The following is a 23,890-nucleotide window of genomic DNA, read 5'->3' as shown; positions in this document are numbered from 1 at the left end:
GTGATCGAGACGGATCTTATGCGGCCCGTTATTCCACCCTCTAGTGGAATCCGGATCATCCTCTGTACGTCACATTGTTAAGTATTTATTTTAAGTCCCCGAGTAACAGAGGAAACAATGATCATTAACCTTTTTTCAAAAAGGCCTGCCCTTATTCTTACCTTGATCCTGCTGACAGGGTGTGGCGGTGGAAGCGGTTCCTCCAGCGATAAGTCGAAGGAAGACCCGGGTGGCGATACAGTCAGGGTTCCGGTATCTGTCGACCTCCCTCCAGATATCACCATTTATAACGGCGAGGTGCTAAACCTGACCAGTAGTGTGAGCGGCGGCGGCGAACTCACTTACCAATGGCAGCAGCTATCCGGCCGCACCGTCTCCTTCACCGATAGCGATGCATTGACCACCTGTGTCATATACACACCGGGCATGGAAACAGAGACACTCGAGTTCCGCTTAACCGCGCGCAACGACTTCTCCAGCGATAGCGATACCGTGACGGTCACCATCGTCGATCGCATTCACGAAGCGGCAAAAATCGGTGATCCCGCTCTGCTACCGGAAAACGTAAGTGAGCTGGAGCAGCGCATCCAGGACAGGGTCGCTTTAGCTGAAGGAGAACTCGCCGCCTTGCACAGTGAGATCTTTGGTGAAGACGCCATTATCTTCGACCCCGGCAAACACTCTAGGTTCTTCTTCCTCAACAGCCTGACCAGCGCCAAAGAGGTAATTAATGGCAACAAGGGCCACACCTTCGTCACTGCGACAGACGCCGACGGTCAGCGCACGGTTGCGGTGGGCACCAATGTGATCGTTGAGCTCGACAATGGCTACCATATGGCATTTGCGCCACACATGGTCAAGCTGATCGACTGGCTGCTGGCGCCCCACGGCCTGGACACGGCGGGCGGTGACGAAGTCAGGGTCGCCCTGATGCTGATGGGCGGCGGCAATATGGACAGCACCGAGCGCTGGCTGCGGGGGGAATACACCGGTGTTACTGTAAAGCGCTGTTCCGACGAAGCCCAATTGAGCGCCTGCCTGGCCGATGCCCATTTAATTGTCACCGGCACCAGCGACACCATGGCGGAAACCTCGGTGACCGCGGCGCTGGAACAGGCCGCGAGCAACCGGCAGTCGCTGCTGTACACACACAATAACTACTGGAACTCCACTGCGCTGACCAACCCCATACTCACTTACTTTGGCGTACAGACGCAGGCGCCGGGAAGCCCAGGAAACTTCTTTAGCGAGGACGCGGCCAACTGGCGCTCGGCGGAGGAAATGCGCTCGGGCGCCAGTGTCTTGGCCGACATCTCCGGCATCGCCTCCCGCTTTCAACATAACAATTTCAGCTTTGCTGTTTCCGACTGTGATGACAACGACGGTGACTGCGGTAACCTGCCGGCCTTCGCCAGTGAGTTTCTCGATATAGCCGAGACATTGCAGGGCATCGTAAGGGGCTTTGATGAGAGTGCGAAAGATATTTTCTCCGCCGAGGGTGAATATGCCATAGAGAGACTGTTGATACTGCTGGGCGACAAATATCGTCAATCCGTGACCTTCCCTATGTCCAAGGCAACGACCGACACCCTCGCCTACCTGAGGAGCTACTTTGCCGACCACCTGGTTTACAGCAGCCGCCGCTACAACCCGGTACCGGAGGACTTGGGCAACTTCAGCCGCACCGATTTTAGCCACGTCACGCCAACCAGCAAAAGGGTGGAGATCACAAGCCGCAAATGGTTTAGGGCCGCCGGCGTTTATGCGCTTCCTGGAAGGACCGTCTCCGTGACCCGCACCGATGACAACAGCGCGAAGGCCGCAACGATTTTCATTAATACCCAGCGGCCGGGCTCAACACAGCATATGGACCCGAACAACGGCTACAACCGCCCCAAGTTTTTGCGCTCACACCAGGTGCCTATCTCCGCGGGAGAGACCATCGAGCTGACGTCACCCTACGGCGGCCCCGTGCAAATCGGTTTCGAGGATACAGGCACGGAGATGACCTTTGAGTTCTCGAATATCGGCCTGCACCCTTACTGGAAACCGGGTGATGACAATGCGGGCTTCTCTGCCGCACTTGCATCCAACCATTACGACTGGGCCGAAATGGCCACGGAACATTTCGAGATACACTCTTCGGCGAGCAAGATGCAAGAGACGCTGTCGGGCCGCTGGAGCACACCGAGCGGGATCGAATACTTTATCACCAAGTATCACCACAATTACCACAAGGTGTTGTCCGGCTACCGGGGGGAAAACATTGATATCGTCGATGAGATTCACGATTTCGCCGCGACGAACGGCTATGAAATTCCGGTCTATGATAGCGTTCAGCATATCAATGCCGACCAGCCGACCTGTGGATACGGGTGTTCAGGCAATCCCTATGATGCCGGCTGGGCCTTCAGCGTCCTAGGACACGGAGATCTTCACGAAGTGGGGCACAACTTTGAGAGCGGACGCTTTAAATTTAACGGTTTCGAGGGGCATTCAACCACCAACTTCTACTCTTACTATGTGAAGTCCCGCGCACGCGATGAAGACGGCGTTGACCACAGCTGCCAGGCGCTGCCCTTTGACGGTATAGCGGCAGATCTTCAAACCGCCCAGGGTAAACCAGATCCCGCCGCTTATATGGCGTCACTGGGTTACAGCCAATGGAATTACGGCGTGGCACTGGTTATTGAGATGATGATGCACGCCGAAGAAAAAGGCGCGCTGAACAACGGCTGGCACCTGATTCCTAGACTGCACCTTCTGGAAAGAGCCTATGAAACGGCGGACGACAACGACGCCGACTGGGAGGCCGCCAGGGCGAGCCTGGGCTTCTCCAGCTACACCCGCAGCGAAGCCCGGAGTATCGACAACAACGACTGGCTGCTGATTGCCGCCAGTTACAGCACCGGGTTGGATTACCGTCCCTTCCTCGACTTGCTGGGACTGTCCTACAGCGCCAAGGCCGCTGCGCAGGTCGCATCCTTTGCGTACCCGGAAGTCGAGCGCGCTTTTTATGTGCCGGCAAGCAACAGTGGCTACTGCGACACCTTAACGGGACATGAAAAGCAGAGCTTCTAGAAAGGAGACTCTCTAAGAAGCCGGGCCGCAACCAGGCGGCCCGGCCCTCTTCGAAACCGCCGAACCCCTGCCCCCGCTATTCCATCACTCCATTGGCAATCTGAAACCCTATCCGCGCCGCCGTGCGCGCCGCGTGGTCCTCGATATCGAAATAGGGATTGAACTCGGCCATATCCGCCAGGCAGACCTTGTTCGAATCCAGCACCGTATCCAACAGCGGCTCAAACAGTTCCAGCGGCACACCGCGGCCGGCGGGTGCGCTGACTGCGGGCATTACCGCGGCGGGCAGTACGTCCAGACACACGGTCAGGTAGACGAAGTCCACGCCGTCGATAAATTCGCGCATCTGTGCCTGCACATTTTCCAGGTTCCAGCTGGTGATCTCGCGGTCGCGGATCACCTTGACCCCCAGCTCTTCGGCGCGGTTGTACAGCGCCGGGGTGTTGGCGCTGTCGGCGGCGCCGACGCAGAGGTAGTTGAACGGGCGGCCGTTGATCTCGCACTGTTCGGCGATCTGATAAAAGGGCGTGCCGGAGGAGCCCTTGGGCGCGGGCACGCGCAGATCCAGGTGGGCGTCGAAGTTGATGATGCCGAGGGTCTTGTCGCGCTGCTGCTCGCGCATCCAGCGCGCTATGCCCTGGTAGCTGCCGTAGGCGATCTCGTGGCCGCCGCCGAGCACCAGCGGGAAGTGGCCGCAACTGAGCAGCTCGGTAATGCGCGCGCCGAGCAGGGACTGGGCGGATTCCAGGTCTTCTTTTTCCACTTTCACATTGCCGGCGTCGTACAGCGGCGCGTCGAAGGTGGCGGGCAGGTTGGCCATGGCCAGGCGCAGTATGCGCGGCCCCTTGGCGGCGCCGATACGGCCCTTGTTGCGGCGAACGCCCTCGTCGGAGGCAAAGCCGAGAATCGCGAGGCCCGGGGCGCTGTCCAGCAGCAGCGGCGAGATGCGCTGGTGCCAGCGCTCGCCGGCGCGGCCGTCTTCGCTATCGGTGCGGCCACTCCACAGGCGCATATCAGCCAGCTGTAACATCTCTGCCTCCGAAGTAAATCTGGGACGGATTCAGTGCGCCCACTTCGTAGGCCAGCTGGTCCGGGGTATCCATCGGCCACAACACCATATCGGCGCGCAGGCCCGGGCGCAGCACGCCGCGGGAGCAGCAGAGCCCCAGCGCGCGCGCCGCCGAGCGGGTCACGCCGGCGAGGGCCTCGGCCGGGGTCAGGCCGAACAGGTTGCAGCCCATATTCATCATCAGGCGCAGGGACGCGAGCGGGCAGCTGCCCGGGTTCAGATCGGTGGACAGGGCCATGGACACGCCGGATGCGCGCAGCTTTTCCACCGGCGGCGCCTGGGTCTCGCGCAGCGTATAGAAGGCGCCGGGCAACAGCACCGCGACAGTGCCGCTGGCGGCCATGGCCGCCACATCGGCGTCGGTGATGTACTCGATATGGTCGACCGAAAGCGCGCTGGCTTTCGCGGCCATAGCGGTGGCGCCGGTGCGCGCCAGCTGCTCCGCGTGCACCTTTACCGGCAGATCGAGTTTCTTCGCACAGTCGATCACCCGCTGACACTGCTCGACAGAGAAGGCGATGGATTCGCAGAACATATCCACCGCATCGGCCAGCTGCTCCTTGGCTACCGCCGGCAGAATTTCCTCGCACACCAGGTCGATATATTCGTCCGGGCGGCCGTCGTATTCCGGCGGCAGCGCGTGGGCAGCCAGACAGGTGGTGACGATTTCCACCGGGTGGTGCTGGCCCAGGCGGCGCGCGGTGCGCAGCTGTTTCAGCTCGGTGTCCAGATCCAGGCCGTAGCCGGATTTGATCTCCACCGTGGTCACGCCCTCGGCCATCAGCGCCTTCAGGCGCGGCTCTGCGGCGCGGTACAGCTGCTCGGCGCTGGCCGCGCGGGTGGCGCGCACGGTGGACACTATGCCGCCGCCGGACCGCGCCACCTCCTCGTAGCTCTCGCCACCGAGGCGGCGGGCGAATTCCGACGCGCGGTGACCGCCGTAGACCAGGTGGGTGTGGCAATCGATCAGGCCCGGCGTCAGCCACTGGCCCTCGCCGTCGAGGGTCTTGTCCGGCGCGCAGTCCGGCAGCTCCCGGCGCGGCCCCAGCCACACGATCCTGCCCCCGGTCACCGCCACCGCGGCGTCTTCCACCGCGCCGTAGCCGCCGGGGAGCGACGGATCCATAGTGGCGGCGTGGACGTTGGTAATCAGCAAATCACAGCGTTCTGTCATAGATGCTCTTTCCCGGCGCTCGCACAGGACGGCCCCTTGCGGTGTCGGCGCGGCGCGGATTTCCTTTTTGTAACGATAGACGCTCGGTTATGTGGACGAGCGGTTCTCAAAATTCGGCTCCTACAGGCACTCTCGCAGCCAACACTCTGGCTTGACAGCGATCCTCGAGGCGACGATAGTTGCCACAACCTTGTATATACAACCATATACAAGCTGAAGTCGCACTTTACCGAAGTCCATGAATACTGCAAGAGAACCCAATACCGGCGAACCCCGCTACGCGGCCATCAAGCGCCATATCCGCCGCCAGATCGAGACGGGGGCCTGGCCGGTGCATTTCCGCGTGCCGTCTGAAAACGATCTCGCCCGGAAGTTCAGCGTCAGCCGCATGACCGCGCGCCGCGCGCTGAGCGAGCTGACCGACGAGGGGGTGCTGATGCGCTCCCAGGGGCTCGGTACCTTCGTCGCCGAGCCGGTGCCGGCGGGCTCGCTGCTGGAGGTGCGCAATATCGCCGACGAGATCTCCGCCCGCGGCCACAGTTATAGCAACCGCATTCTATTGTTGCAGGAGTGCGAGGCCGCGGCCGATGTGGCCCGCGCCCTCGACATCCCGGAGGGCGCGCGCGTCTTCCACTCGATCATAGTGCACTGCGACAACGGTCTGCCGATCCAGTGGGAGGAGCGCTTCACCAACCCCGCGCTGGCACCGGACTATCTGCAGCAGGATTTCAGCGCAACCACGCCCAACGCCTACCTGTCCCGGGTGGCGCCGCTCGTCGAAGCGGACACCACGGTGGAGGCGATAGCCGCGGATACGGCCATCGGCGCAGCGCTGGACATAGAAGCGGGCAGCGCCTGCCTGCAGATCTGGCGGCGCACCAAGAGCAGCGCCGGCACCGTGAGCTTTGCGCGGCTGGTGCACCCGGGCAACCGCTATCGCCTCGGCGCCCAGCTCCGATTTTAGAAATTCGCGGTAGGAGCGGCCGCTCCTACAAAAACTGCAACTGACGCCTTCGAGAAAAAATTTGCGAGGAACTTATGACCGACAAACGCCACGACCCGAGCCGCAAGATCGCCGCGCCCACCGGCACCCAGCTGAACGCCAAGAGCTGGCTCACCGAGGCGCCGCTGCGCATGCTGATGAACAACCTGCACCCGGACGTGGCCGAGCGCCCGGAAGATCTCGTCGTCTACGGCGGTATCGGCCGCGCCGCGCGCGACTGGGCCTGCTACGACAAGATCGTCGAGGTGCTGAAACGCCTCGAGGACGACGAGACGCTGCTGGTGCAGTCCGGCAAGCCGGTGGGCGTGTTCAAGACCCACGCCGACGCGCCGCGGGTGCTGATCGCCAACTCCAACCTGGTGCCCCACTGGGCCAACTGGGAGCACTTCAACGAGCTGGATAAGAAGGGCCTGATGATGTACGGCCAGATGACCGCCGGCTCCTGGATCTATATCGGTTCCCAGGGCATTGTGCAGGGCACCTACGAGACCTTTGCCGCGGTGGCGCGCCAGCATTTCGACGGCGAATCCAAAGGCCGCTGGATTCTGACCGGCGGCCTCGGCGGTATGGGCGGCGCCCAGCCGCTGGCGGCGACCATGGCCGGTTTCAGCATGATCGCGGTGGAGTGCGACGAGACCCGTATCGACTTCCGCCTGCGCACCGGCTATCTGGACAGGAAGGCCAAGAGCCTCGACGAGGCGCTGCAGATTGTCGAAGCGGCGCAAGAGAAAGGCGAGGCAATTTCCGTCGGCCTGCTCGGCAACTGCGCGGATATTTTCCCGGAAATCGTCGCGCGCAATATCCTGCCGGACGCGGTCACCGACCAGACCTCCGCGCACGATCCGCTGAACGGCTACCTGCCGAAGGGCTGGACCCTGGAGCAGGCCGCCGAGATGCGCCAAAAAGACCCGGCACTGGTGGTCAAGGAGGCGAAGAAATCCATGGCCATCCAGGTCGAGGCGATGCTGACACTACAGAAGCGCGGCGCCGCGACCCTGGACTACGGCAACAACATCCGCCAGATGGCCTTCGAGGAGGGTGTTAAGAACGCCTTCGATTTCCCCGGTTTCGTACCCGCCTATATACGCCCGCTCTTCTGCGAGGGCATAGGCCCCTTCCGCTGGGCGGCGCTGTCCGGCAACCCGGAGGATATCTACAAGACAGACGCCAAGGTGAAAGAGCTGATTCCGGACAACCCGCAGCTGCACAACTGGCTCGACATGGCCCGCGAGCGCATCCAGTTCCAGGGTCTGCCGGCGCGCATCTGCTGGGTGGGCCTGAAGGACCGCGCGCGCCTGGCGCTGGCCTTCAACGAGATGGTCGCCAGCGGCGAGCTGGAAGCGCCGGTGGTGATCGGCCGCGACCACCTGGACTCGGGTTCGGTGGCCAGCCCCAACCGCGAGACGGAATCCATGCTGGACGGCTCCGACGCCGTGTCCGACTGGCCGCTGCTGAACGCGCTGCTGAACACCGCCTCCGGCGCCACCTGGGTGTCCCTGCACCACGGCGGCGGCGTCGGCATGGGCTTTTCCCAGCACGCCGGTGTCGTGATCGTCTGTGACGGCACCGAAGCGGCGCGCAAACGCATCGAGCGCGTGCTGTGGAACGACCCGGCTACCGGCGTGATGCGCCACGCGGATGCGGGCTACGAAATTGCGAAGCAATGCGCACGGGAGCAGGGCCTGGACCTGCCGATGCTGAAAGACTGATTCTGAGTATTTTCCCCTGTAGGAGCGGCCCATGGCCGCGCTTGGCCTTTGCCAAGCGGAAAAATCTATCGCGGCCATGGGCCGCTCCTACAGGTGAGCCACGAACGAACACAATATTTGAGTGAGAGTTTTATGTACCGACTGGAAATCGATCCCGGCCAGCTGAGCCTCGCGCAGCTGCGCCGCGTCGCGCGTGAGCCGGTGACACTGTCGCTGGCGAAGGACGCCTACCCTGCCATAGAGGCCGCGGCCAAAACAGTCGCGCAGGTGCTGAGCGAGGGCCGCACCGTCTACGGCATCAACACCGGCTTCGGCCTGCTGGCGAACACGCGCATCGAAAAGAAAGATCTGGAAAACCTGCAGCGCGCGATAGTGCTAAGCCACGCCGCCGGCACCGGCAACTTTATGGATGAGGCCACGGTGCGCCTGCTGATGGTGCTGAAAATCAACTCCCTCGCGCGCGGTTTTTCCGGCGTGCGCCCGGAGCTGATCGAGGCGCTGATTGCACTGGTCAACGCCGAGGTTTTCCCGGCGATTCCGGAGAAGGGTTCCGTCGGCGCCTCCGGCGACCTGGCGCCGCTGGCGCATATGAGCGTGGTGCTGCTGGGCGAGGGCGAGGTGTTTATCGGCGGCGAGCGCAAGCCGGCCATCGATGGCCTGAATAAGGCCGGCCTGGAACCGATGACCCTGGCGCCGAAAGAGGGCCTGGCGCTGCTGAACGGCACCCAGGCCTCCACCGCCTTCGCGCTGCTGGGCCTGTTCGCGGCCGAGGACCTGTTCGCCGGCGGCCTGGTCACCGGCGCCCTGTCCCTGGAGGCGGCCAAGGGTTCGCGCCGCCCGTTCGACGACCGCATCCACGCGGCGCGCGGTCAGAAGGCGCAGCGCGAGGTGGCGGCCGCCTACCGCGATCTGCTCGGTGACAGCAGCCAGATCGGCGACTCGCACCAGTTCTGCGAAAAAGTGCAGGATCCCTATTCTCTGCGCTGCCAGCCCCAGGTGATGGGCGCCTGCCTGCAGCAGATCCGCTTCGCCGCCGAGGTGCTGCTGGCGGAGGCCAACGGTGTATCCGACAACCCGCTGGTATTCACCGACGAGGAGAATCCGCAAAACTCCGACATCATCTCCGGTGGCAACTTCCACGCCGAGCCGGTGGCCATGGCCGCCGACAACCTGGCCCTGGCGCTGGCGGAAATCGGCGCGCTGTCGGAGCGGCGCATGGCGCTGCTGATCGACACCAACCTGTCCGGCCTGCCGCCCTTCCTGGTGGAAAACGGCGGCGTCAACTCCGGCTTTATGATCGCCCAGGTGACCTCGGCGGCACTGGCCAGCGAGAACAAGACCTTCGCCCACCCGGCCAGCGTCGACTCGCTGCCCACCTCCGCCAACCAGGAGGACCATGTGTCCATGGCCACCTTCGCCGGCCGCCGCCTGCGGGATATGGCCGAAAACACCTGCGGCATACTCGCGGTGGAGCTGCTGGCCGCCTGCCAGGGTCTGGACTTCCGCGCACCGCTGAAGACCACGGCAAAACTGGAAGAGGCCAAGGGCAAGCTGCGCGAGCGGGTGACCTTCTACGACAAGGACCGCTACTTCGCGCCGGATATCGAAGAGGCCAAACAGCTGCTGGCCGGCGCGGACTATCTGCGGTTTGTTGATCCGCAGCTACTGCCCAGCACCCACTGAGACTTTCCCTCCCGCGCAAAAAGGCGCCGCTTTTACGCGGCGCCTTTTCTTTTTCAGCCCCGCACCGGGACAAAAAATCCCCGCAAGGAGGAAATTTGCGCCAAGCCTGCTAGGCTGATTAGTAGACGTTTTATCCGCCAACCGGCGCGGAGGTCTCAATGAAACGGCTGCCCGAGAGGCTGCTGCTGTCCGGCGCATGCTGCGCGCTGGTGGCCGCGGCCGCCCTGTCGCTGCCGGCCTGCAACGGCAGCGGCTACACCGCCCGCAGCACCACGGTGAGCGGCAGAGCCTACTACCGGGTCGGTGGCCCCTACTATCACTGCCACCCCAACGGCGTCTGCCACAATGCGCGCCACCCCAACTACTACTGGAGCGGCGGCTACTACCGCCCCAGACCGCCCTACTACTACTACCCGCCGGTGAGACCGAGACCAAGGCCTTACTGACCGGCATCGTCTAATCCCAACCCCAGGCGAGCGACATGCAAGTGCCGCAGGGAATGCCTCAACCAATGGAGCATCCCACTACCGGAGAATGCGTTATGAACAGAGCAGTTAAAACCGGGCTTATCGCCGTCACGGTCTGCACCGCCCTGACCCTTGGCGCCTGTGTGACCGACGGCTACTACGGGAGCAGCTACTACTCCAGCTATCCCTACGTCTACCCATCCAGCAGCGTATCCTTCTACTACTCGTCACCGCGCTACTACCGCTACCGGTACCACCCGCGCTACCGCTACTACCGCTATGGCCGCCCCTATTACTACGGCCGCCCCTACTATCGCGGCTATCGCGGCCACTACCGCTACCGCGGCCGCCCCTATTACAACCGCCCCGGTTACCGTCCGGGCCGCCCCGGATACCGCCCGGGACGTCCGGGATACCATCGCCCCGCGCGCCCCAGCGGTGGACGTCATCGCCCGGCTTACCGGCGCTAGTTTCTAACGCGCACACGGCCCCGCCGCGACCGGCACAGAAATTGTTCCGAGCGCGGCGGGGCCACTATTTTTTCGAAGCGCCGATCCCTCTCATACCTTGGTCATACAGACCGCCCAATCCGCCGCTGATAGGATCTTCAAAACAATAAACGGGCATACCCTGCGACGCCGGCGAACGCCGCCTCAGGGTCTGACAGATACAGCCGCGGGAGTTGTCTGTGCAGCGGGAAAAAAAACAACCAGTATTGATCACCGGCTCCACCAGTGGCATAGGCCTCGCCATAGCGCACACCATGGCCGGGGCCGGCCACGCAGTGATGTTGCACGGCCTGGTGGCGCCCGAGCGGGGCCAGCAGCTGCGGCAACAGTTTTGCGAAACCTACCAGGTGGCGTGCGGCTTCAGCAGTGCGGACATCGCATCCGAGTCCGGCTGTGCACAGCTGCTGCGGGAGACCCGCGAGGCGCTCGGCAATCCCGGGGTGCTGGTCAACAACGCCGGCGTGCAATATACCGCTGAGGCGCAGGAGTTCCCCGCCGAGCAGTGGCACAGGATCCTGGCGATCAACCTGAGCGCCGCCTTTTTTCTCGCCCGTGATCTGCTGCCTGGCATGCGCGCCAATCGCTGGGGGCGCATCGTCAACATCGCCTCGGTACACGGCCTGGTGGCATCGGAACAAAAGGCCGCCTACTGCGCCGCCAAGCACGGCCTGATGGGGCTCACCAAAGTGCTGGCGCTGGAAAATGCCGAATACGGGATCACCGCCAACGCCATCTGCCCGGGCTGGGTGGAGACGCCGCTGATCCAGCCGCAGATAGAGGCCATCGCGCGGCGCGACGGTGTGGATTTCGAGTCGGCGCGCGCGCGGCTGATCGGAGCCAAACAACCGATAGCGGAAGCGACACAGCCCGAGGCCATCGGCGAGCTGGTCCTCTACCTGTGCGGCGACTTCGCCCGCACCATTACCGGCGCCTCCCTGCCGGTGGACGGCGGCTGGAGCGCACAGTAAGATTTCCACACCCGCACGGGGAGCCCGGGAATCCGCCGCGCACACGCCGCGCTTGTCGGGGCACCCCGCACTATGCCGATCGAAGGGGTGTGAAGTGAATTACCGACTGCTGATTGCCGACGACCACCCCCTCTACCGAGACGCCCTGGCGACGACCCTGTCGCGACACTTCCCCGACTGCGAACTGCTGCAGAGCGAAGACCTGCAGTCCACCCTGAATCACCTGCAAAACACCCCTGTCGACCTGCTGCTGCTGGATCTGAATATGCCCGGCAGCGAGGGGCTAAACGGCCTGGCGCAGATACGCAGCGACTACCCGGCGGTGCCGGTGGTGGTCGTCTCCGGCAGCGACAAAAATGCCGTGGTACAACAGGCGGCCGGCTTCGGTGCCAGCGGTTTCCTGTCGAAGACCGCAGAGCCCGGGGAAATCGCCCTCTGCATCGAGCGGGTGCTTGCCGGGGAGCAGTGGTTCAGCGAGGAGGCGCTACAGGGCGGCGGGGAAGTCGCACTGGCCGAACGCCTCGGGCGACTCACCCCACAGCAGCTGCGCATCTTCCAGATGATTGCCCAGGGGCTGCTGAACAAACAGATCGCCTACGAGCTGGAAATCACCGAGCCCACGGTAAAGAGCCATGTGACCGCGATACTGCGCAAACTGGAGCTGCGCGACCGCAAGCAGTTGATACGCGAGGCCCAGTCGCTGCTGCCCTAGCAGGCTGTTGAAAAAGGTCAGGGATGGCCTTTTTCAACAACCTGCTAGGGAACCTCTGATTAATTCGCTCCGAGGCTTTAAAGGCGCTCTACACCTGGGGGAGAAGCTCAAGTGATGGGGTGGACATTTCGAAACCGTCGGATACAGGGAAGTACTCGTGCGTTTTCGAAATGTCCACCCCATTGCTTGAGCGTCCCTGAACCCGCAACAGCGCTCACGCGAGTTAATCAGAGATTCCCTGGAGACCCGCGAATCTCTCCCTATTCCCGCAAAAGATTATTCGACGGCGCGCACAAATTCCGCGGCGTGCCGGTAGAATTTTTCACAGGCATCCGGCACGAGAGATTCCAGGTTCAGGAAGGCGTGGATCATATCGCCGAAGTGCAGCGATTCCGCCGCGACACCCGCCTCGCGGAGCTTGTGCAGATAGGCGATACCCTCGTCGCGCAGCGGGCAGAATTCCGCGGTGACCACCAGGGTCGCGGGCAGGTTTGCGGTAAACTCCCCGTACAGCGCCGAGGCGTCGCGGCGGTTTTCCGCCCCGCGGAAATAGTTGTCGAAATACCAGCCGATCTTCTCCTTTTCCAGCAGGTAGCCGCTGCCGTTTTCCTCGATCGAGGGCAGCTGCATCGTGTAGTCCAGGCTCGGGTAGATCAGCACCTGGGCCGCGACGCAGTGGCGCCCGTGCTGCAGCAGGCGGCTGGCAGCGGCGCAGAGGGCGCCACCGCCGGAATCGCCCATCAGGATCCAGCGGCCGTCGCTGGCGATATTTTTCCGCGCCAGCGCCGCGTCGAGGCCTTTCACGACCGCAAGCAGATCGCACAGAGCGGCCGGGTAGGGATTTTCCGGTGCCAGGCGGTAGTCCACCGACACCACCGTGCGTCCACAGCGCGCCGCGATGCGGCGGCATATGGGATCGTAAACGCTGACGCTGCCGGCCATATGGCCGCCGCCGTGGCAGTAGACGATACCCGGGCCAGGTGCGCAGTCCTCCTCGGCGGGCATATAGATACGCACCGGCACCGCGTATTGATCGCCGGGCACCAGGGTTTCGCAAACCGTCATTTCCGGCCCCGGCGCGACGAAGGTGCGCGTCAGGTTGGCGAGGCTCTCCCGCGCGCTGATCGGCGTCGGCTCAAATCCCGACGCCTTCAGTTTCGCCAACTGTTCGTTGACGCCGACCAGCCACTCGACGAGGTTTGGATTAAGCCGTCGCATTTTCTACTCCGTTTTCTATCTCGGCGGATTTTCTGCCGCTCTCCGGCAACAGGAAGGAGAACACAAACAGCGACGCGGAGCAGGCCACGGCGAAATAGGCCGCATATGCCGGCTCACCGCTGACGTCCGCCAGCCAGCCGGCAGCGACCATCAAGGCCGTCTCCACGCCGTAGGAAATGGACCAAAACATCGCGAAGGTCACCGTGATACGCGCCGGCGTCATCCCCGGCAGCTCCTGCGGCAGCGTCACCAGCGCGGTCATCGGCAGGAACATAAAGAAGCCGGCCAGGGCCGCGGCTCCGTAGGCGACGACGGGATTGCGGCTGGCCACCATCAGCGCGGCGAAAAGCACCAGCGCCAGGCCCGCATAACGCAGCACCGGCAGACGCAGCGGGTAGCGCTTGGTCACCACAATGCCGGCGACGGTGCCAACCATGCCGGCGGCAATCATCACCGCGGAGAGATGATTGCTGGCAACCGCGAAGCCGTCGATCAGCGGAAACAGTGCGAACACGGCGATATAACAGAAGAGTACGCCGCAGTAGGCCAGCGGCAGCCACCAGTTGAAGCCCTCGCGAATACCGCGACGCAGGCCGTAGTTTTCCTCCGCAGCGCCCTGCCCGCCGGCCAGAGGGAAGTTTTCCGCCGACAGCCACCAGAGCAGCGCCAGCGCCGCCACCATAACGCCGTAGAGAGCCACCACCGACGGCCAGCCGCCCATCCACGCCGCCAGCGCGCCGGTAGTCAGCAGTGCCACCAGGTTGCCGGTGTTAAAGGCGGCCGCGTTGATGCCGTTGATCAGCGGGCGCTCGCGGGCGGAAAAATAGTGCAACACCACCGGGTTGAAATACACGATCGCCAGCGCGCCGCCGAGCCCCAGCGCCAGCCGCGACAGCAGCCAGCTGCTGTAGTCACCGGCCAGAGCGCCGAGGCCGCCGGTGGCGATCAGCAGCATCGCCAGGGTAAACGCGCGCTTGGCCCCGAGGCGCATCAGCAGCATGGCCGCGGCCAGGTTGCCGACGATCTTCGCCAGGGTAATCACGTTGCTGCCCCAGGTGGCGTTGGTGAAGCCCTGCTCGCCGAAGTCCGCCTGAACCGCCGGCGTCAGTATGGCGCCGGATACCCAGGAGGCGGCGAACAGCGCATAGGCGGTGAACATCAGGGCTTCGAGAAAATATTTTTTCATTTTTTTGCTTCGATATTTGAGCGATGGAACTGGCAGGCTGCTGAAAAATACTTTTTCAGCAGCCTGCTAGGGTGCGCGGGCGGGACCCAGACCGCTATACGACCTTGGTCGCAGACGCCTGCTGTCGCTGCTTTTGCTGCGCCTGCAACAGCGCGCGCAGCGCCGCCGGGCGCAGGGGTTTCTGCAGGAACTGCCAGCCTTCGCGCTGGGCGCGGTTCTTGACCAGGTCGGTGTTTTCCGCCGAGATGATCACGCAGGGCACCGCCGCGCCCCAGCGCTCCATCAGCGCCCGCGCCAGATCTATACCATCGCAGGCGTCGTCCAGGTGGAAATCCATCAACAGCAGGTCGGGCCTTGCCAGCCGCAGCGCCTCGTCCCGGCCACTCGCGCACTCGACACTGCAGCCCCAGCCGCCGAGCAGCGCGCGCATCGCCTCCCGAATCGAGGGTTCATTGTCGACGCACAGCACCCGCAGCCGCAGCGCCAGCTGCGCGGGCGACAGCCGCGCGGGCGCCGGGGTTTGCCCGGGCGCTTCCTGTGTGCGCGGCAGGCGCACGCGGAAGACGCTGCCGCGCCCGGGGCGCGACGCCAGGTCGATGGGCGAGTCCAGCAGGCGGCACAGCCGCTCCACGGTAGCCAGGCCGAGGCCGTAGCCGTGCTCGCGCTCGACACCGCCGAGGCGGCAGAACTCGCGGAAGATATTGCGCTGCTGCGACGCATCGATACCGCAGCCGGTATCCCAGATTTCCAGGGAAACCGCGCCCCCTCTTTTGCGCGCGCCGATCAGCACGCCGCCGCGGCGCGTGTATTTGATCGCGTTGTCGAGCAGGTTCTGCACCACCCTGCGCAGCATTTTTTCGTCGCTCATCACCCACAGCCCGCTGCGCCGGTAGCGCAGCTCCAGATTGCGCGCCGCGGCGGCGAGGCGCGCCTGGTCCACCACCTCGGCCAGCACCTTGTCCAGCGCCGTGGGCTGGATACTCGGGTGAATGTCGCCGGCGTCCATGCGCGCTATCTGCAGCATATCGGTGATCAGCTGCTCCGCCGCCGCCAGCGCGCTGTCGGCACGGCTCAGCAGGTTGCGGCTGTCGTCGTCCAGCTGTCGCGCGCTGAGGGCGTCCAGGAACAGGCGGCTGGCGTTCAGCGGCTGCACCAGATCGTGGCTGGCGGCGGCGAGAAAGCGCGTCTTGCCGATACTCGCCGCCTGCAGCTGCTCGTTCAGAGTCTGCAGCGCCGCGGTGCGCTCGGCGACCTTCTGCTCCAGGGAGGTTTTCACCTCGGTCAGCTCGGCCAGGGCGCGCTGGTAATCCGACACATCCGCATAGGTGGTCACGAAGCCGCCGCCGGGCAGCGGATTGCCGCGGATCTCCAGCACGGTGCCGTCGGTGCGGTGGCGCTGCACCCGGTAGGCGGTGCCGGCCTTCAGGTGTTCGATCCTTTTCTGTACGTGCATCTCCACCGCGCCCGGCCCGCACTCGCCGCGACTGGCGTTGTAGCGCACCAGCTCCGCCACCGGCTGGCCGACGTAGATCATCGACGGCGGATAGCGGAACAACTCCACATAGCGCCGGTTCCAGGCCACCAGGTTCAGATTGGCATCCACTACCGAGATGCCCTGGTCGATATTGTCGATGCTGCTCTGCAACAGCCCGCGCCCGAACTGGTAGATGGCCGAGGCCTGCTCCAGGGTATCGGCGCCGGCGCCGCTGTGCTGGCGCACCAGGCGGCGCGCGCTGGTGCTGCCGACGATACCGGCGAGGATTTTCTCCACCGCCTCCCGGTAATCCCGGCTCGACTCCTCCTCGAGGCTGGCAAAGGTGCGCGCGGCCGCGTCGCCGCCGACAAAGAGGGCCAGCAGTTCGCGCAGCTGCGCCCTGTCCACCGGCGTGTCATCGGCACCGGCGCCGTGCGGGCTCCGCAGGGCCGCCCACTTGGACACCAGCAGCAGGGCCGCGCAGTTCAGGCCCAGGCCGAACACACAGGTGATCGACAGGGCGCTCCAGCGCAGGCCGAGCCAGTGCGCCAGCAGGTCCGCCTCGCCGACCGCCGCCGGCAGCGCCGACAGGGCCCAGACCAGCGCGCCGGCGGCGAGCCCGGCGACGACCCCGGCGGCGCGCGGGCGCGGCCAATGTTTGGGCCAACAGGCGGCGGCGATCATGGCCGGCGCCAGCTGCGCCACCAGCGCCAACGACAGCAGGCCGAAGGTGCCCAGGCGCACGCCGGCGCCAATGGCCTCGTTGACCGCGAAGGCGGCCAGCATGATCAGCGCGATGATGGCGCGGCGCACGCGGCGCAGATCCGTCCCCAGCGCGCGTCCGCTGCGGCGCGACTGCAGCCGCTGCAGCCACAGGGGCACCACCATGGTGTTGGCGATCATCGTCGACAGGGCGATAGTCGCGATGATGACCATGCTGGAGCCGGCGGAGAGGCCGCCGATAAACGCCAGCAGCGACAGCCATTCGGAACCGCCGTGCAGCGGGATACCGAGCACGAAGCGCTCCGGGTTGCCGTAGGGGCCGCCGTCCCCCTGGGGCAGCCACACGAGGCCGCCGTAACCCACCACCAGTATCGCCACCGACAGTATGCCCAGATACAGGGGGATCAGCTTCCTGACCGGCCCTATATCCCGTTCGCCGTCGCTCTCGATCATCAGGATATGGAACTGCCGCGGCAGGCAGAACATGGCCGCCATACCCAGTACCACCACGGCGAAATAACCGGTATCCGCCGGGCGGGCTTCCGCGAGCTGCGCTACCCGCTCGCTGGCGAGCGCCGCGCGCGCCAGGTCCGCGGCGCCGTCGAAGGCGCTGCCGAGCACGAACCAGGCCACGGCGACGAAGGCCCCCATCTTGACCAGCGCCTCGAAGGCCACCGCCAGCAGCATGCCGTTGCGGTGCACACTGCTGTCGATATGGCGGGTGCCGAACAGCAGCGCGAACAGGCCCAGGGTCGCGCTGACGATCGCCGCGACCACCGACGAATCAATGTCTCCACTGTCGGCCAGAAACAGAAAACTGTCCGCTACCGCGCGCAGCTGCAGCGCCAGATAGGGCAATACCGCGACCAGGGCGAGCAGGGCGACCGCCGCCGCCAGCCACTGGGAACCGCCGAACTGGGCGCTGATAAAGTCGGCGATGGAGGTGGAGCCCTGGCGCTTGCACAGGCGCACGAAGCGGGCCAGAAGCGGCGCGCCGACAATCAGCATCAGGCTGGCGCCGACGAACGTCGGCGGCAGCAGCCAGCCCTCCTCCACCGCCTGGGCCGGGGTGCCGAAAAACATCCAGGCGCTGGTGTAGGTGCCGGCCAGGGCCAGCAGCAGCGGTTTGATCGGGCGCAGGCGCGCCGCCGGCAACCGGTCGCCCCAGAAGGCGATGGCAAACAGCAGCGTCAGGTAGCCCAGCGCGACGGCGGCCAGGGTGGTCAGGCTAAACAAGCGGGTACACCGTTTTTATCTGCGTTATTCTTGCCTGAGACCTTACCCCAGCGGCTGTTTTTTGTCCTCCATCCCGGCCCGTCTCTCCGTCATACCTTGGTCTAGCAGGCAAATGGACCAAGGCCCGATAGAGTGGCAGCTACGAGACTTATAAAAACCATAAATTTGGTGATTGGAGAGAGCCATGACCAGAACGATAAAGAGCGCAACCAAGTTCCACCCCCTGGCCGCAGGCATCATGCTCGCCTGCGGCGCCGGCCTGACCCACGCCGAAGCCGCCCTCGAGGAAGTCACCGTGACCGCACAGAAGCGCGAGCAGTCGCTGCAGGAGGTGCCGGTGGCGGTGACGGCTATCGGCGAGGATGCGTTGATGCAGAACGGCATCAGCGACCTGACCGATATTCAGAAGCTGTCCCCGAATACCACCCTGCAGGTCGGCCGCGGCACCAACTCCACCCTGACCGCATTTATTCGCGGTATCGGCCAGCAGGACCCGCTGTGGGGTTTCGAACCGGGTGTCGGTATCTATGTGGACGACATCTATATAGCCCGCCCGCAGGGCGCAGTACTGGATATTCTCGATGTGCAGCGGGTGGAAGTGCTGCGCGGTCCGCAGGGCACCCTGTACGGCAAGAACACCATCGGCGGCGCGGTGAAATATGTCACCAAGAAAATGTCCGGCGACACCCGCGTTTCCATCGGCGGCGCCCTCGGCAGCTACAACCAGCGCGACCTGAAAGTGGCCGCCTCCACCGAAATCGCCGACGGCATTTACATCGGCGGTGCCATCGCCAGCTTCCAGCGCGACGGCTACGGCGAGAATGTGATTACCGGCGATGAGCAGTACAACAAAGATATTTTCAGTGGCCGCGTGGCGCTGGAGTTCAACCCGAGCGACACCCTGTGGATTCGCCTGGCCGCAGACCAGACCCGAGACGACTCCGCCCCCAAACACGGCCACCGCTTCGCCCCGGGCCTGGGAGGCGAACCACTTCTCGACAGCGTCTACGATACCGAATCCAATATGCTCTACGACAACAGGGTGGAAACCAGTGGAGCCTCCCTGACCGCCGAGTGGCAGCTGTCGGACAGCGTAACGGTGAAATCCATCACCGCCCACCGTGAGGGCGAAACCGAAACCGCGATCGATTTCGACAGCGTCAACCGTCCCGATTTCGATGTGCCGGCCTTCTACGAGGACGACCAGACCACCCAGGAATTCCAGCTGAACTGGAGCGGCGACAATGCGGATCTGGTCAGCGGGCTCTACTATTACACTGGCACTGCGGCCGGCGCCTTCGATGCGGTGCTGGGATATCTGGAAAATGTCATCGGCTTCCCATTGACCCAGCAGGTGGCCGGCTCGGTGGACACCACCAGCCTGTCCGCCTATGCCCACTACAACTGGCGCTTCGCACCCGACTGGAACCTGAGCCTGGGCGGCCGCTACACTCGCGACGAAAAGGATGCGGAGGTCTTCAAGGGCAACTTTATCGGCGTCTACAGCCCGCTGTTTGCCGGCAAGTACAATCCCGGCCAGCCGGCAACGGTATTCGCCGGAGCGCTAACCGACTACGAGAACAGCAAAAGCTGGAGCGAGTTTACCCCTCACCTGGGTCTCGACTACCAAATCGACGACGAGACCATGGTGTACGCCAGCTACAGCGCCGGCTTCAAGAGCGGCGGCTTCGATATGCGCGGCGACGCGAGCACACTGCCATCCACCGTCGACGGCTTCGATCCGGAAACTGTGGATACCTACGAATTCGGTATCAAGACAGACCTGTTTGAAAACCGCCTGCGCCTGAATGCAGCCGCCTTCCGCGCCGACTACAAGGATATGCAGGTGACAGTGCAGGCATTTAATCCGGGCGGCGGATTTACCAGCGCCGTGCTGAACGCCGGTGAGGCGCGCATCCAGGGCCTGGAACTGGAGGCCAGCCTGGCAGTGACCGACAACCTGCTCGCCAACCTATCTCTCGGCTATGCGGACGCCGAGTTTCTGGAATTTATTACCGGTGGTGTCGACGTGGCGGACGAGCGCGACATGCAGAACACCCCGGATACCACCGCCATGTTCCAGCTGAATTACTCGCTGCCGATGTCGAACGGTGCAGAAATCGTCATCAACCCGACGGTTTCCTACCGCGCCGACACGCAGATCTTCGAGACGCCGAGCATCCTCGACCAGGAGGCCTATACGCTGGTCGACATGACCGCGACCTACTACAGCGCGGATGGAAACTGGAATCTTGGCTTGGTCGGCAAGAACCTGACCGACGAGGAATACCGCATCGCCGGCTACGCCTTTGGCGGCGCCTTCGATACCGGATTCTACGGCGCCCCGCGCACCATTGCGCTGTCGGCCAACTACAACTTCTAAAAGCGCGTATCAGTCAGCAGAGTACTGCATCTCCTTATCCGCGGAGTGGTTTTCGCGGAAGCTCAGTGAGCACAAGCTTGCCGCCGTCTCTACGGCGGCTTTTTTGTGCACGGACCAAACGTGTCGCCGCTTTACACAAATTGGCGCCAAATACCCCACTATGACGGCTGCTTCCTCTAGGCTGATACAGAGCGCGGACAAATTCCGCGCCTTTTTAAACGAGTCACGAGGTATCTGCGGTGCAGAAATTGCGTTGTATTCTGCTGGCCGTGGCCCTGGCGACAGGAGTCGCCGGTTGTTCGACAACCGCGCCCGAAGGAACCCCCACAGCACTGAACCTGAACGGTCAGAAATTTCACTGTGTCGAACAGGAGCTGGAAACCAAGATACTGGTGCGCTGCGTGCGCGCCTCGTAAAGCCCGCTCGACACGATCCCGCTCCTGCTGGCTTTCAGTCCACCCGCACTATGCGCAGCGTATCGGTATGGCCGCCGATATCCTGGTGGTAGCCGCGGGATACCAGCACGAAGTCGCCGGGCGCCAGCAGGTGGCGCTGCTTCAGGTGGTCTATGGCCTGGCGGTCCCGGGACGGGCCGTCCATCCCCTCCACGTCCATCAGCACCGGGTCCACGCCGCGGTACAGGGCCACGCGGCTGCAGCTGCTGCGGTGGCGGCAGAAGGCGAAGATGGGAATGTCCGAACGCACCCGCGACATCAGCAGCGCCGTGTTGCCGGTTTCCGTCTGGCAGATGATGGCCTTGATATCGCGGCAGTGATTGGCGATGACCATCGCGGCCATCGCGATACAGGCATCGCCGGCGGGGAATTCCCGCGGATAGGTGCCCTGCATGATTTTGGGCGGGCGGCGCCGGGCGCGGTGCTTCTCGGCGCCGACGATCACATCCGCCATATGCTCGACCGTCTCCACCGGGTAGTCGCCGGCGGCGGTCTCCGCCGACAGCATCACCGCGTCGGTGCCGTCCAGCACCGCGTTGGCCACGTCGCACACCTCGGCGCGGGTCGGCACCGGATTCGAGATCATCGACTCCATCATCTGCGTGGCGATGATGGACACCCGGTTCAGGCGCCGGGCGCGTCGGATCAGATGCTTCTGCACCCCCATCAGCTCCGCATCGCCGATCTCCACGGCCAGGTCCCCGCGCGCGACCATGATCGCGTCGCTGGCGAGTATCAGCGCCTCCAGCTGCGCCTCGTCCGCCACCGCCTCGGCGCGCTCAATCTTGGCGACGACATGCGCGCCGCCGCCGGCTTCGCGCAACAGCCGGCGCGCCGTTTCGATATCCGCGGCATCCCGGGGGAAGGACACCGCCAGGTAGTCCAGCGCCAGTTCCGCGGCCACCGCTATGTCTGCGCGGTCTTTCCGCGTCAGCGCCGGCGCCGTGAGGCCGCCGCCGAGCTTGTTGATGCCCTTGTTGTTGGACAGCCAGCCGCCCACCTCCACCCGCGTGTGCAGCGCGCGGCCGTCGATGCGCTCCACCTGCAGGCGCAGGCGGCCATCGTCCAGCAGCAGTATGTCGCCGGCGGCGCAATCGTCGGCCAGAGCCGCGTAGTCCACCGATACCCCCCGCACATTGCCGCCGCCCGCGGGCCAGTCCGGGTCCAGCGTGAACGCGGCGTCCTTTTCCAACCGCACGCGGCCCTCGCTGAACCTGCCCACGCGTATCTTGGGCCCCTGCAGATCGCCCAGCACCGCCACATGGCGGCCCTGGCGCGCGGCCTCCTCGCGCACCTCCGCGGCGCGGCGGCGGTGGTCCGCGGCCAGGCCGTGGGAGAAATTGAGGCGCACTGTGTCCACGCCGGCCGCGATCAGCTTGCGCAGAATGCCGGCCTTGTCGGTTGCGGGCCCCAGGGTGGCGACGATCTTGGTGCGTCTTGGCATATCGGTCACTTCCGTGTGCTTGCCGGCTCGCGCTCCGGCGCTATTGCAAGCATAGCTTGGCGCCGTGCTCCTCTCCCCGCGGCACACAGCGACTAAGCTCTAAGGGCTGGAAAACCGGACAGGCGGCCGGCGGATGCCGGCGCGCGGGGACTGACAGGGAGCGGCGAGTCGATGAGCAGATTTATGCAACTGTGGCTGCTGGGCGCGGTGCTGGTTGCGGGCGGCTGTCTGGGTATCGGCACCGAGACGGCCCCGGTGATCCAGTCCGCCGGCAACCTCAATGCCGTGTGCGGCAACAAGTGGGAGCTGAAGCGCCTGCGCATCAACGGCGAGGCGGTCCCCATCGAGGAGACCAGCCGCTTCACCTTCCTGTGCAACCGCGAGGGCAATGTGATGGGCAAGAGCGGTATCAACACCTATCGCGGGGCCATGCAGATCACCGACAACGGCCAGCTGCTGTGGGATACCAGCACTTTCGCGTCGACCAAAATGGCCGGCCCGGAAGCACTGATGCAGCAGGAAAACGCCTACCTGCGCGCCCTGGCCGGCACCCGCCAGGCCTTTACCAAATCCGGCGGTGCCCGGCTGATCCTGCGCGATGCCTCGGGCGATATCTACATAGAGTATGTCAAGGTCGGACCTTGAACGCGGCCACAGACGGTCCGGCCTTTTTAGGGTTAAATATCACAAAAATAACGAGACCTGCCTCATGCCGCGTATCCGCACACGCCTGCTGTCATTGATTCCGCTTGCACTGTTGCTGCCCCTGGCGGGCTGCGCCAGCCTGGACGATTCCGGGCTGGCCGAGGGCGATGCGGAGTCGTCGGTGTGTGAACACCAGTGGCTGCTGGAGAGCCTGTCAGTGGACGGGCGCGAGCACCGCTCGCGGCTGCTGTGGAAGAAACTGTGGCGCGACCGCCCCTATTTCACCTGCGATAAACTCGGCTATGTGCGCGGCAGCGCCGGCTCCAACCCCTACCTGGGCCGCTTTTCGCTCTCCGCAAGCGGGGAGATCTCCTGGCCCCAGGTTCCGGCCATTTCGCGCATGAGCGACCTCCGCGACAGTAGCGAACTGGAGCGGGACTATCTGAAGGCGCTGCCGCAGACCGACAGCCTGAGAGTCGAAGGCGATTTCCTGATACTGCAGAGTGCAGGCGGGGAGACGCGGCTCGAATTCAAACGCGCCGAGGCCGTTGCCGAGTAAATTCGCACTGCGGGATCGCGTCACGCGCCAAACCGCAATAGCGGACGCAGGCGGCGGGAAGTGAATAAAAAACGGCGGCCGGAGCGGCCGCCAGGAATGCACAATCACAATCAAGAAGGGTCAGGGTTCGCGCCGGGCGAACAAGAGAGAAGACAACGCCGCGCCAAATCGCTACAAGTATCTCGCGGGGCC

At 64.1% G+C, this 23,890-nt stretch carries 18 protein-coding genes; 12 read left to right on the top strand and 6 right to left on the bottom strand.

All coding sequences use genetic code 11. From position 1 onward, the window contains the following. The first annotated feature begins 117 nt into the window (after positions 1-117). Complete coding sequence (locus ACXAF3_RS09265; RefSeq protein ID WP_475112014.1) at positions 118-3,081, top strand: ImpA family metalloprotease; 2,964 nt, start codon at positions 118-120, stop codon at positions 3,079-3,081. Positions 3,082-3,157: 76 nt separating this feature from the next. Here ACXAF3_RS09265 and hutG read toward each other — a convergent pair whose 3' ends face one another. After that, a complete protein-coding gene (gene hutG / locus ACXAF3_RS09260) occupies positions 3,158-4,111 on the bottom strand; it encodes a formimidoylglutamase (RefSeq protein ID WP_475112013.1) in 954 nt (317 codons plus the stop codon). Beyond that, positions 4,095-5,324, bottom strand: a complete 1,230-nt coding sequence (gene hutI / locus ACXAF3_RS09255) for an imidazolonepropionase (protein WP_475112012.1) — start codon at positions 5,322-5,324, stop codon at positions 4,095-4,097. The genes hutG and hutI overlap by 17 nt, the downstream gene beginning before the upstream one ends. A gap of 238 nt (positions 5,325-5,562) precedes the next feature. On the opposite strand from hutI, the gene hutC reads away from it, so the two are divergent. The 7 genes from hutC (at position 5,563) to ACXAF3_RS09220 (ending at position 12,375) form a co-directional block, all read left to right on the top strand. Beyond that, positions 5,563-6,288 (top strand): histidine utilization repressor, encoded by a 726-nt coding sequence (gene hutC, locus ACXAF3_RS09250; protein WP_475112011.1) that lies wholly within the window; start codon positions 5,563-5,565, stop codon positions 6,286-6,288. A 74-nt stretch (positions 6,289-6,362) separates the two neighbouring features. Continuing rightward, positions 6,363-8,036 carry a urocanate hydratase gene (hutU, locus tag ACXAF3_RS09245; RefSeq protein WP_475112010.1) on the top strand — a complete coding sequence of 558 codons (1,674 nt, stop codon included), beginning with the start codon at positions 6,363-6,365 and terminating at the stop codon, positions 8,034-8,036. Between the two features lie 132 nt (positions 8,037-8,168). Continuing rightward, the gene (gene hutH / locus ACXAF3_RS09240; RefSeq protein WP_475112009.1) at positions 8,169-9,719 is read left to right on the top strand and encodes a histidine ammonia-lyase; all 1,551 of its coding nucleotides are present in this window, start codon (positions 8,169-8,171) and stop codon (positions 9,717-9,719) included. A gap of 158 nt (positions 9,720-9,877) precedes the next feature. After that, entirely contained in the window at positions 9,878-10,165 is a 288-nt protein-coding gene (locus ACXAF3_RS09235) for a hypothetical protein (RefSeq protein WP_475112008.1), read from the top strand. A 95-nt stretch (positions 10,166-10,260) separates the two neighbouring features. Next, positions 10,261-10,656 carry a hypothetical protein gene (locus ACXAF3_RS09230; protein WP_475112007.1) on the top strand — a complete coding sequence of 132 codons (396 nt, stop codon included), beginning with the start codon at positions 10,261-10,263 and terminating at the stop codon, positions 10,654-10,656. A gap of 218 nt (positions 10,657-10,874) precedes the next feature. Further along, the gene (locus ACXAF3_RS09225; RefSeq protein ID WP_475112006.1) at positions 10,875-11,663 is read left to right on the top strand and encodes a 3-hydroxybutyrate dehydrogenase; all 789 of its coding nucleotides are present in this window, start codon (positions 10,875-10,877) and stop codon (positions 11,661-11,663) included. Between the two features lie 94 nt (positions 11,664-11,757). After that, entirely contained in the window at positions 11,758-12,375 is a 618-nt protein-coding gene (locus tag ACXAF3_RS09220) for a response regulator transcription factor (RefSeq protein ID WP_475112005.1), read from the top strand. Between the two features lie 276 nt (positions 12,376-12,651). Here ACXAF3_RS09220 and ACXAF3_RS09215 read toward each other — a convergent pair whose 3' ends face one another. From ACXAF3_RS09215 to ACXAF3_RS09205, 3 genes are all read right to left on the bottom strand, one after another. Then, positions 12,652-13,593: an alpha/beta hydrolase gene (locus ACXAF3_RS09215; protein ID WP_475112004.1), complete on the bottom strand. Its 942-nt coding sequence runs from the start codon at positions 13,591-13,593 to the stop codon at positions 12,652-12,654. Continuing rightward, on the bottom strand, positions 13,580-14,779 hold the full coding sequence (locus tag ACXAF3_RS09210; RefSeq protein ID WP_475112003.1) for an MFS transporter: 1,200 nt from the start codon (positions 14,777-14,779) through the stop codon (positions 13,580-13,582). Before ACXAF3_RS09210 ends, ACXAF3_RS09215 begins: the two co-directional genes overlap by 14 nt. Before the next feature lie 94 nt (positions 14,780-14,873). Continuing rightward, positions 14,874-18,212: a hybrid sensor histidine kinase/response regulator gene (locus ACXAF3_RS09205; protein ID WP_475112002.1), complete on the bottom strand. Its 3,339-nt coding sequence runs from the start codon at positions 18,210-18,212 to the stop codon at positions 14,874-14,876. A gap of 184 nt (positions 18,213-18,396) precedes the next feature. Here ACXAF3_RS09205 and ACXAF3_RS09200 point away from each other — a divergent pair, with 184 nt between their 5' ends. Together ACXAF3_RS09200 and ACXAF3_RS09195 are read left to right on the top strand one after the other, a co-directional pair. After that, positions 18,397-20,595, top strand: coding sequence for a TonB-dependent receptor (locus ACXAF3_RS09200; RefSeq protein ID WP_475112001.1), 2,199 nt, complete (start codon positions 18,397-18,399; stop codon positions 20,593-20,595). A gap of 239 nt (positions 20,596-20,834) precedes the next feature. After that, positions 20,835-21,011 carry a hypothetical protein gene (locus ACXAF3_RS09195; protein ID WP_475112000.1) on the top strand — a complete coding sequence of 59 codons (177 nt, stop codon included), beginning with the start codon at positions 20,835-20,837 and terminating at the stop codon, positions 21,009-21,011. 34 nt (positions 21,012-21,045) lie between these two features. Here ACXAF3_RS09195 and pyk read toward each other — a convergent pair whose 3' ends face one another. Then, the gene (gene pyk, locus ACXAF3_RS09190; protein WP_475111999.1) at positions 21,046-22,494 is read right to left on the bottom strand and encodes a pyruvate kinase; all 1,449 of its coding nucleotides are present in this window, start codon (positions 22,492-22,494) and stop codon (positions 21,046-21,048) included. 171 nt (positions 22,495-22,665) lie between these two features. Here pyk and ACXAF3_RS09185 point away from each other — a divergent pair, with 171 nt between their 5' ends. Beyond that, entirely contained in the window at positions 22,666-23,139 is a 474-nt protein-coding gene (locus tag ACXAF3_RS09185; protein WP_475111998.1) for an META domain-containing protein, read from the top strand. A gap of 64 nt (positions 23,140-23,203) precedes the next feature. Beyond that, complete coding sequence (locus ACXAF3_RS09180) at positions 23,204-23,698, top strand: META domain-containing protein (RefSeq protein ID WP_475111997.1); 495 nt, start codon at positions 23,204-23,206, stop codon at positions 23,696-23,698. Positions 23,699-23,890 lie beyond the last annotated feature (192 nt).

The sequence above is a fragment of the Microbulbifer sp. ABF4_143 genome (assembly GCF_056160225.1).
Note: the sequence above shows the minus strand (reverse complement) of the source record. Positions and strands in the feature narration are given on the sequence as shown.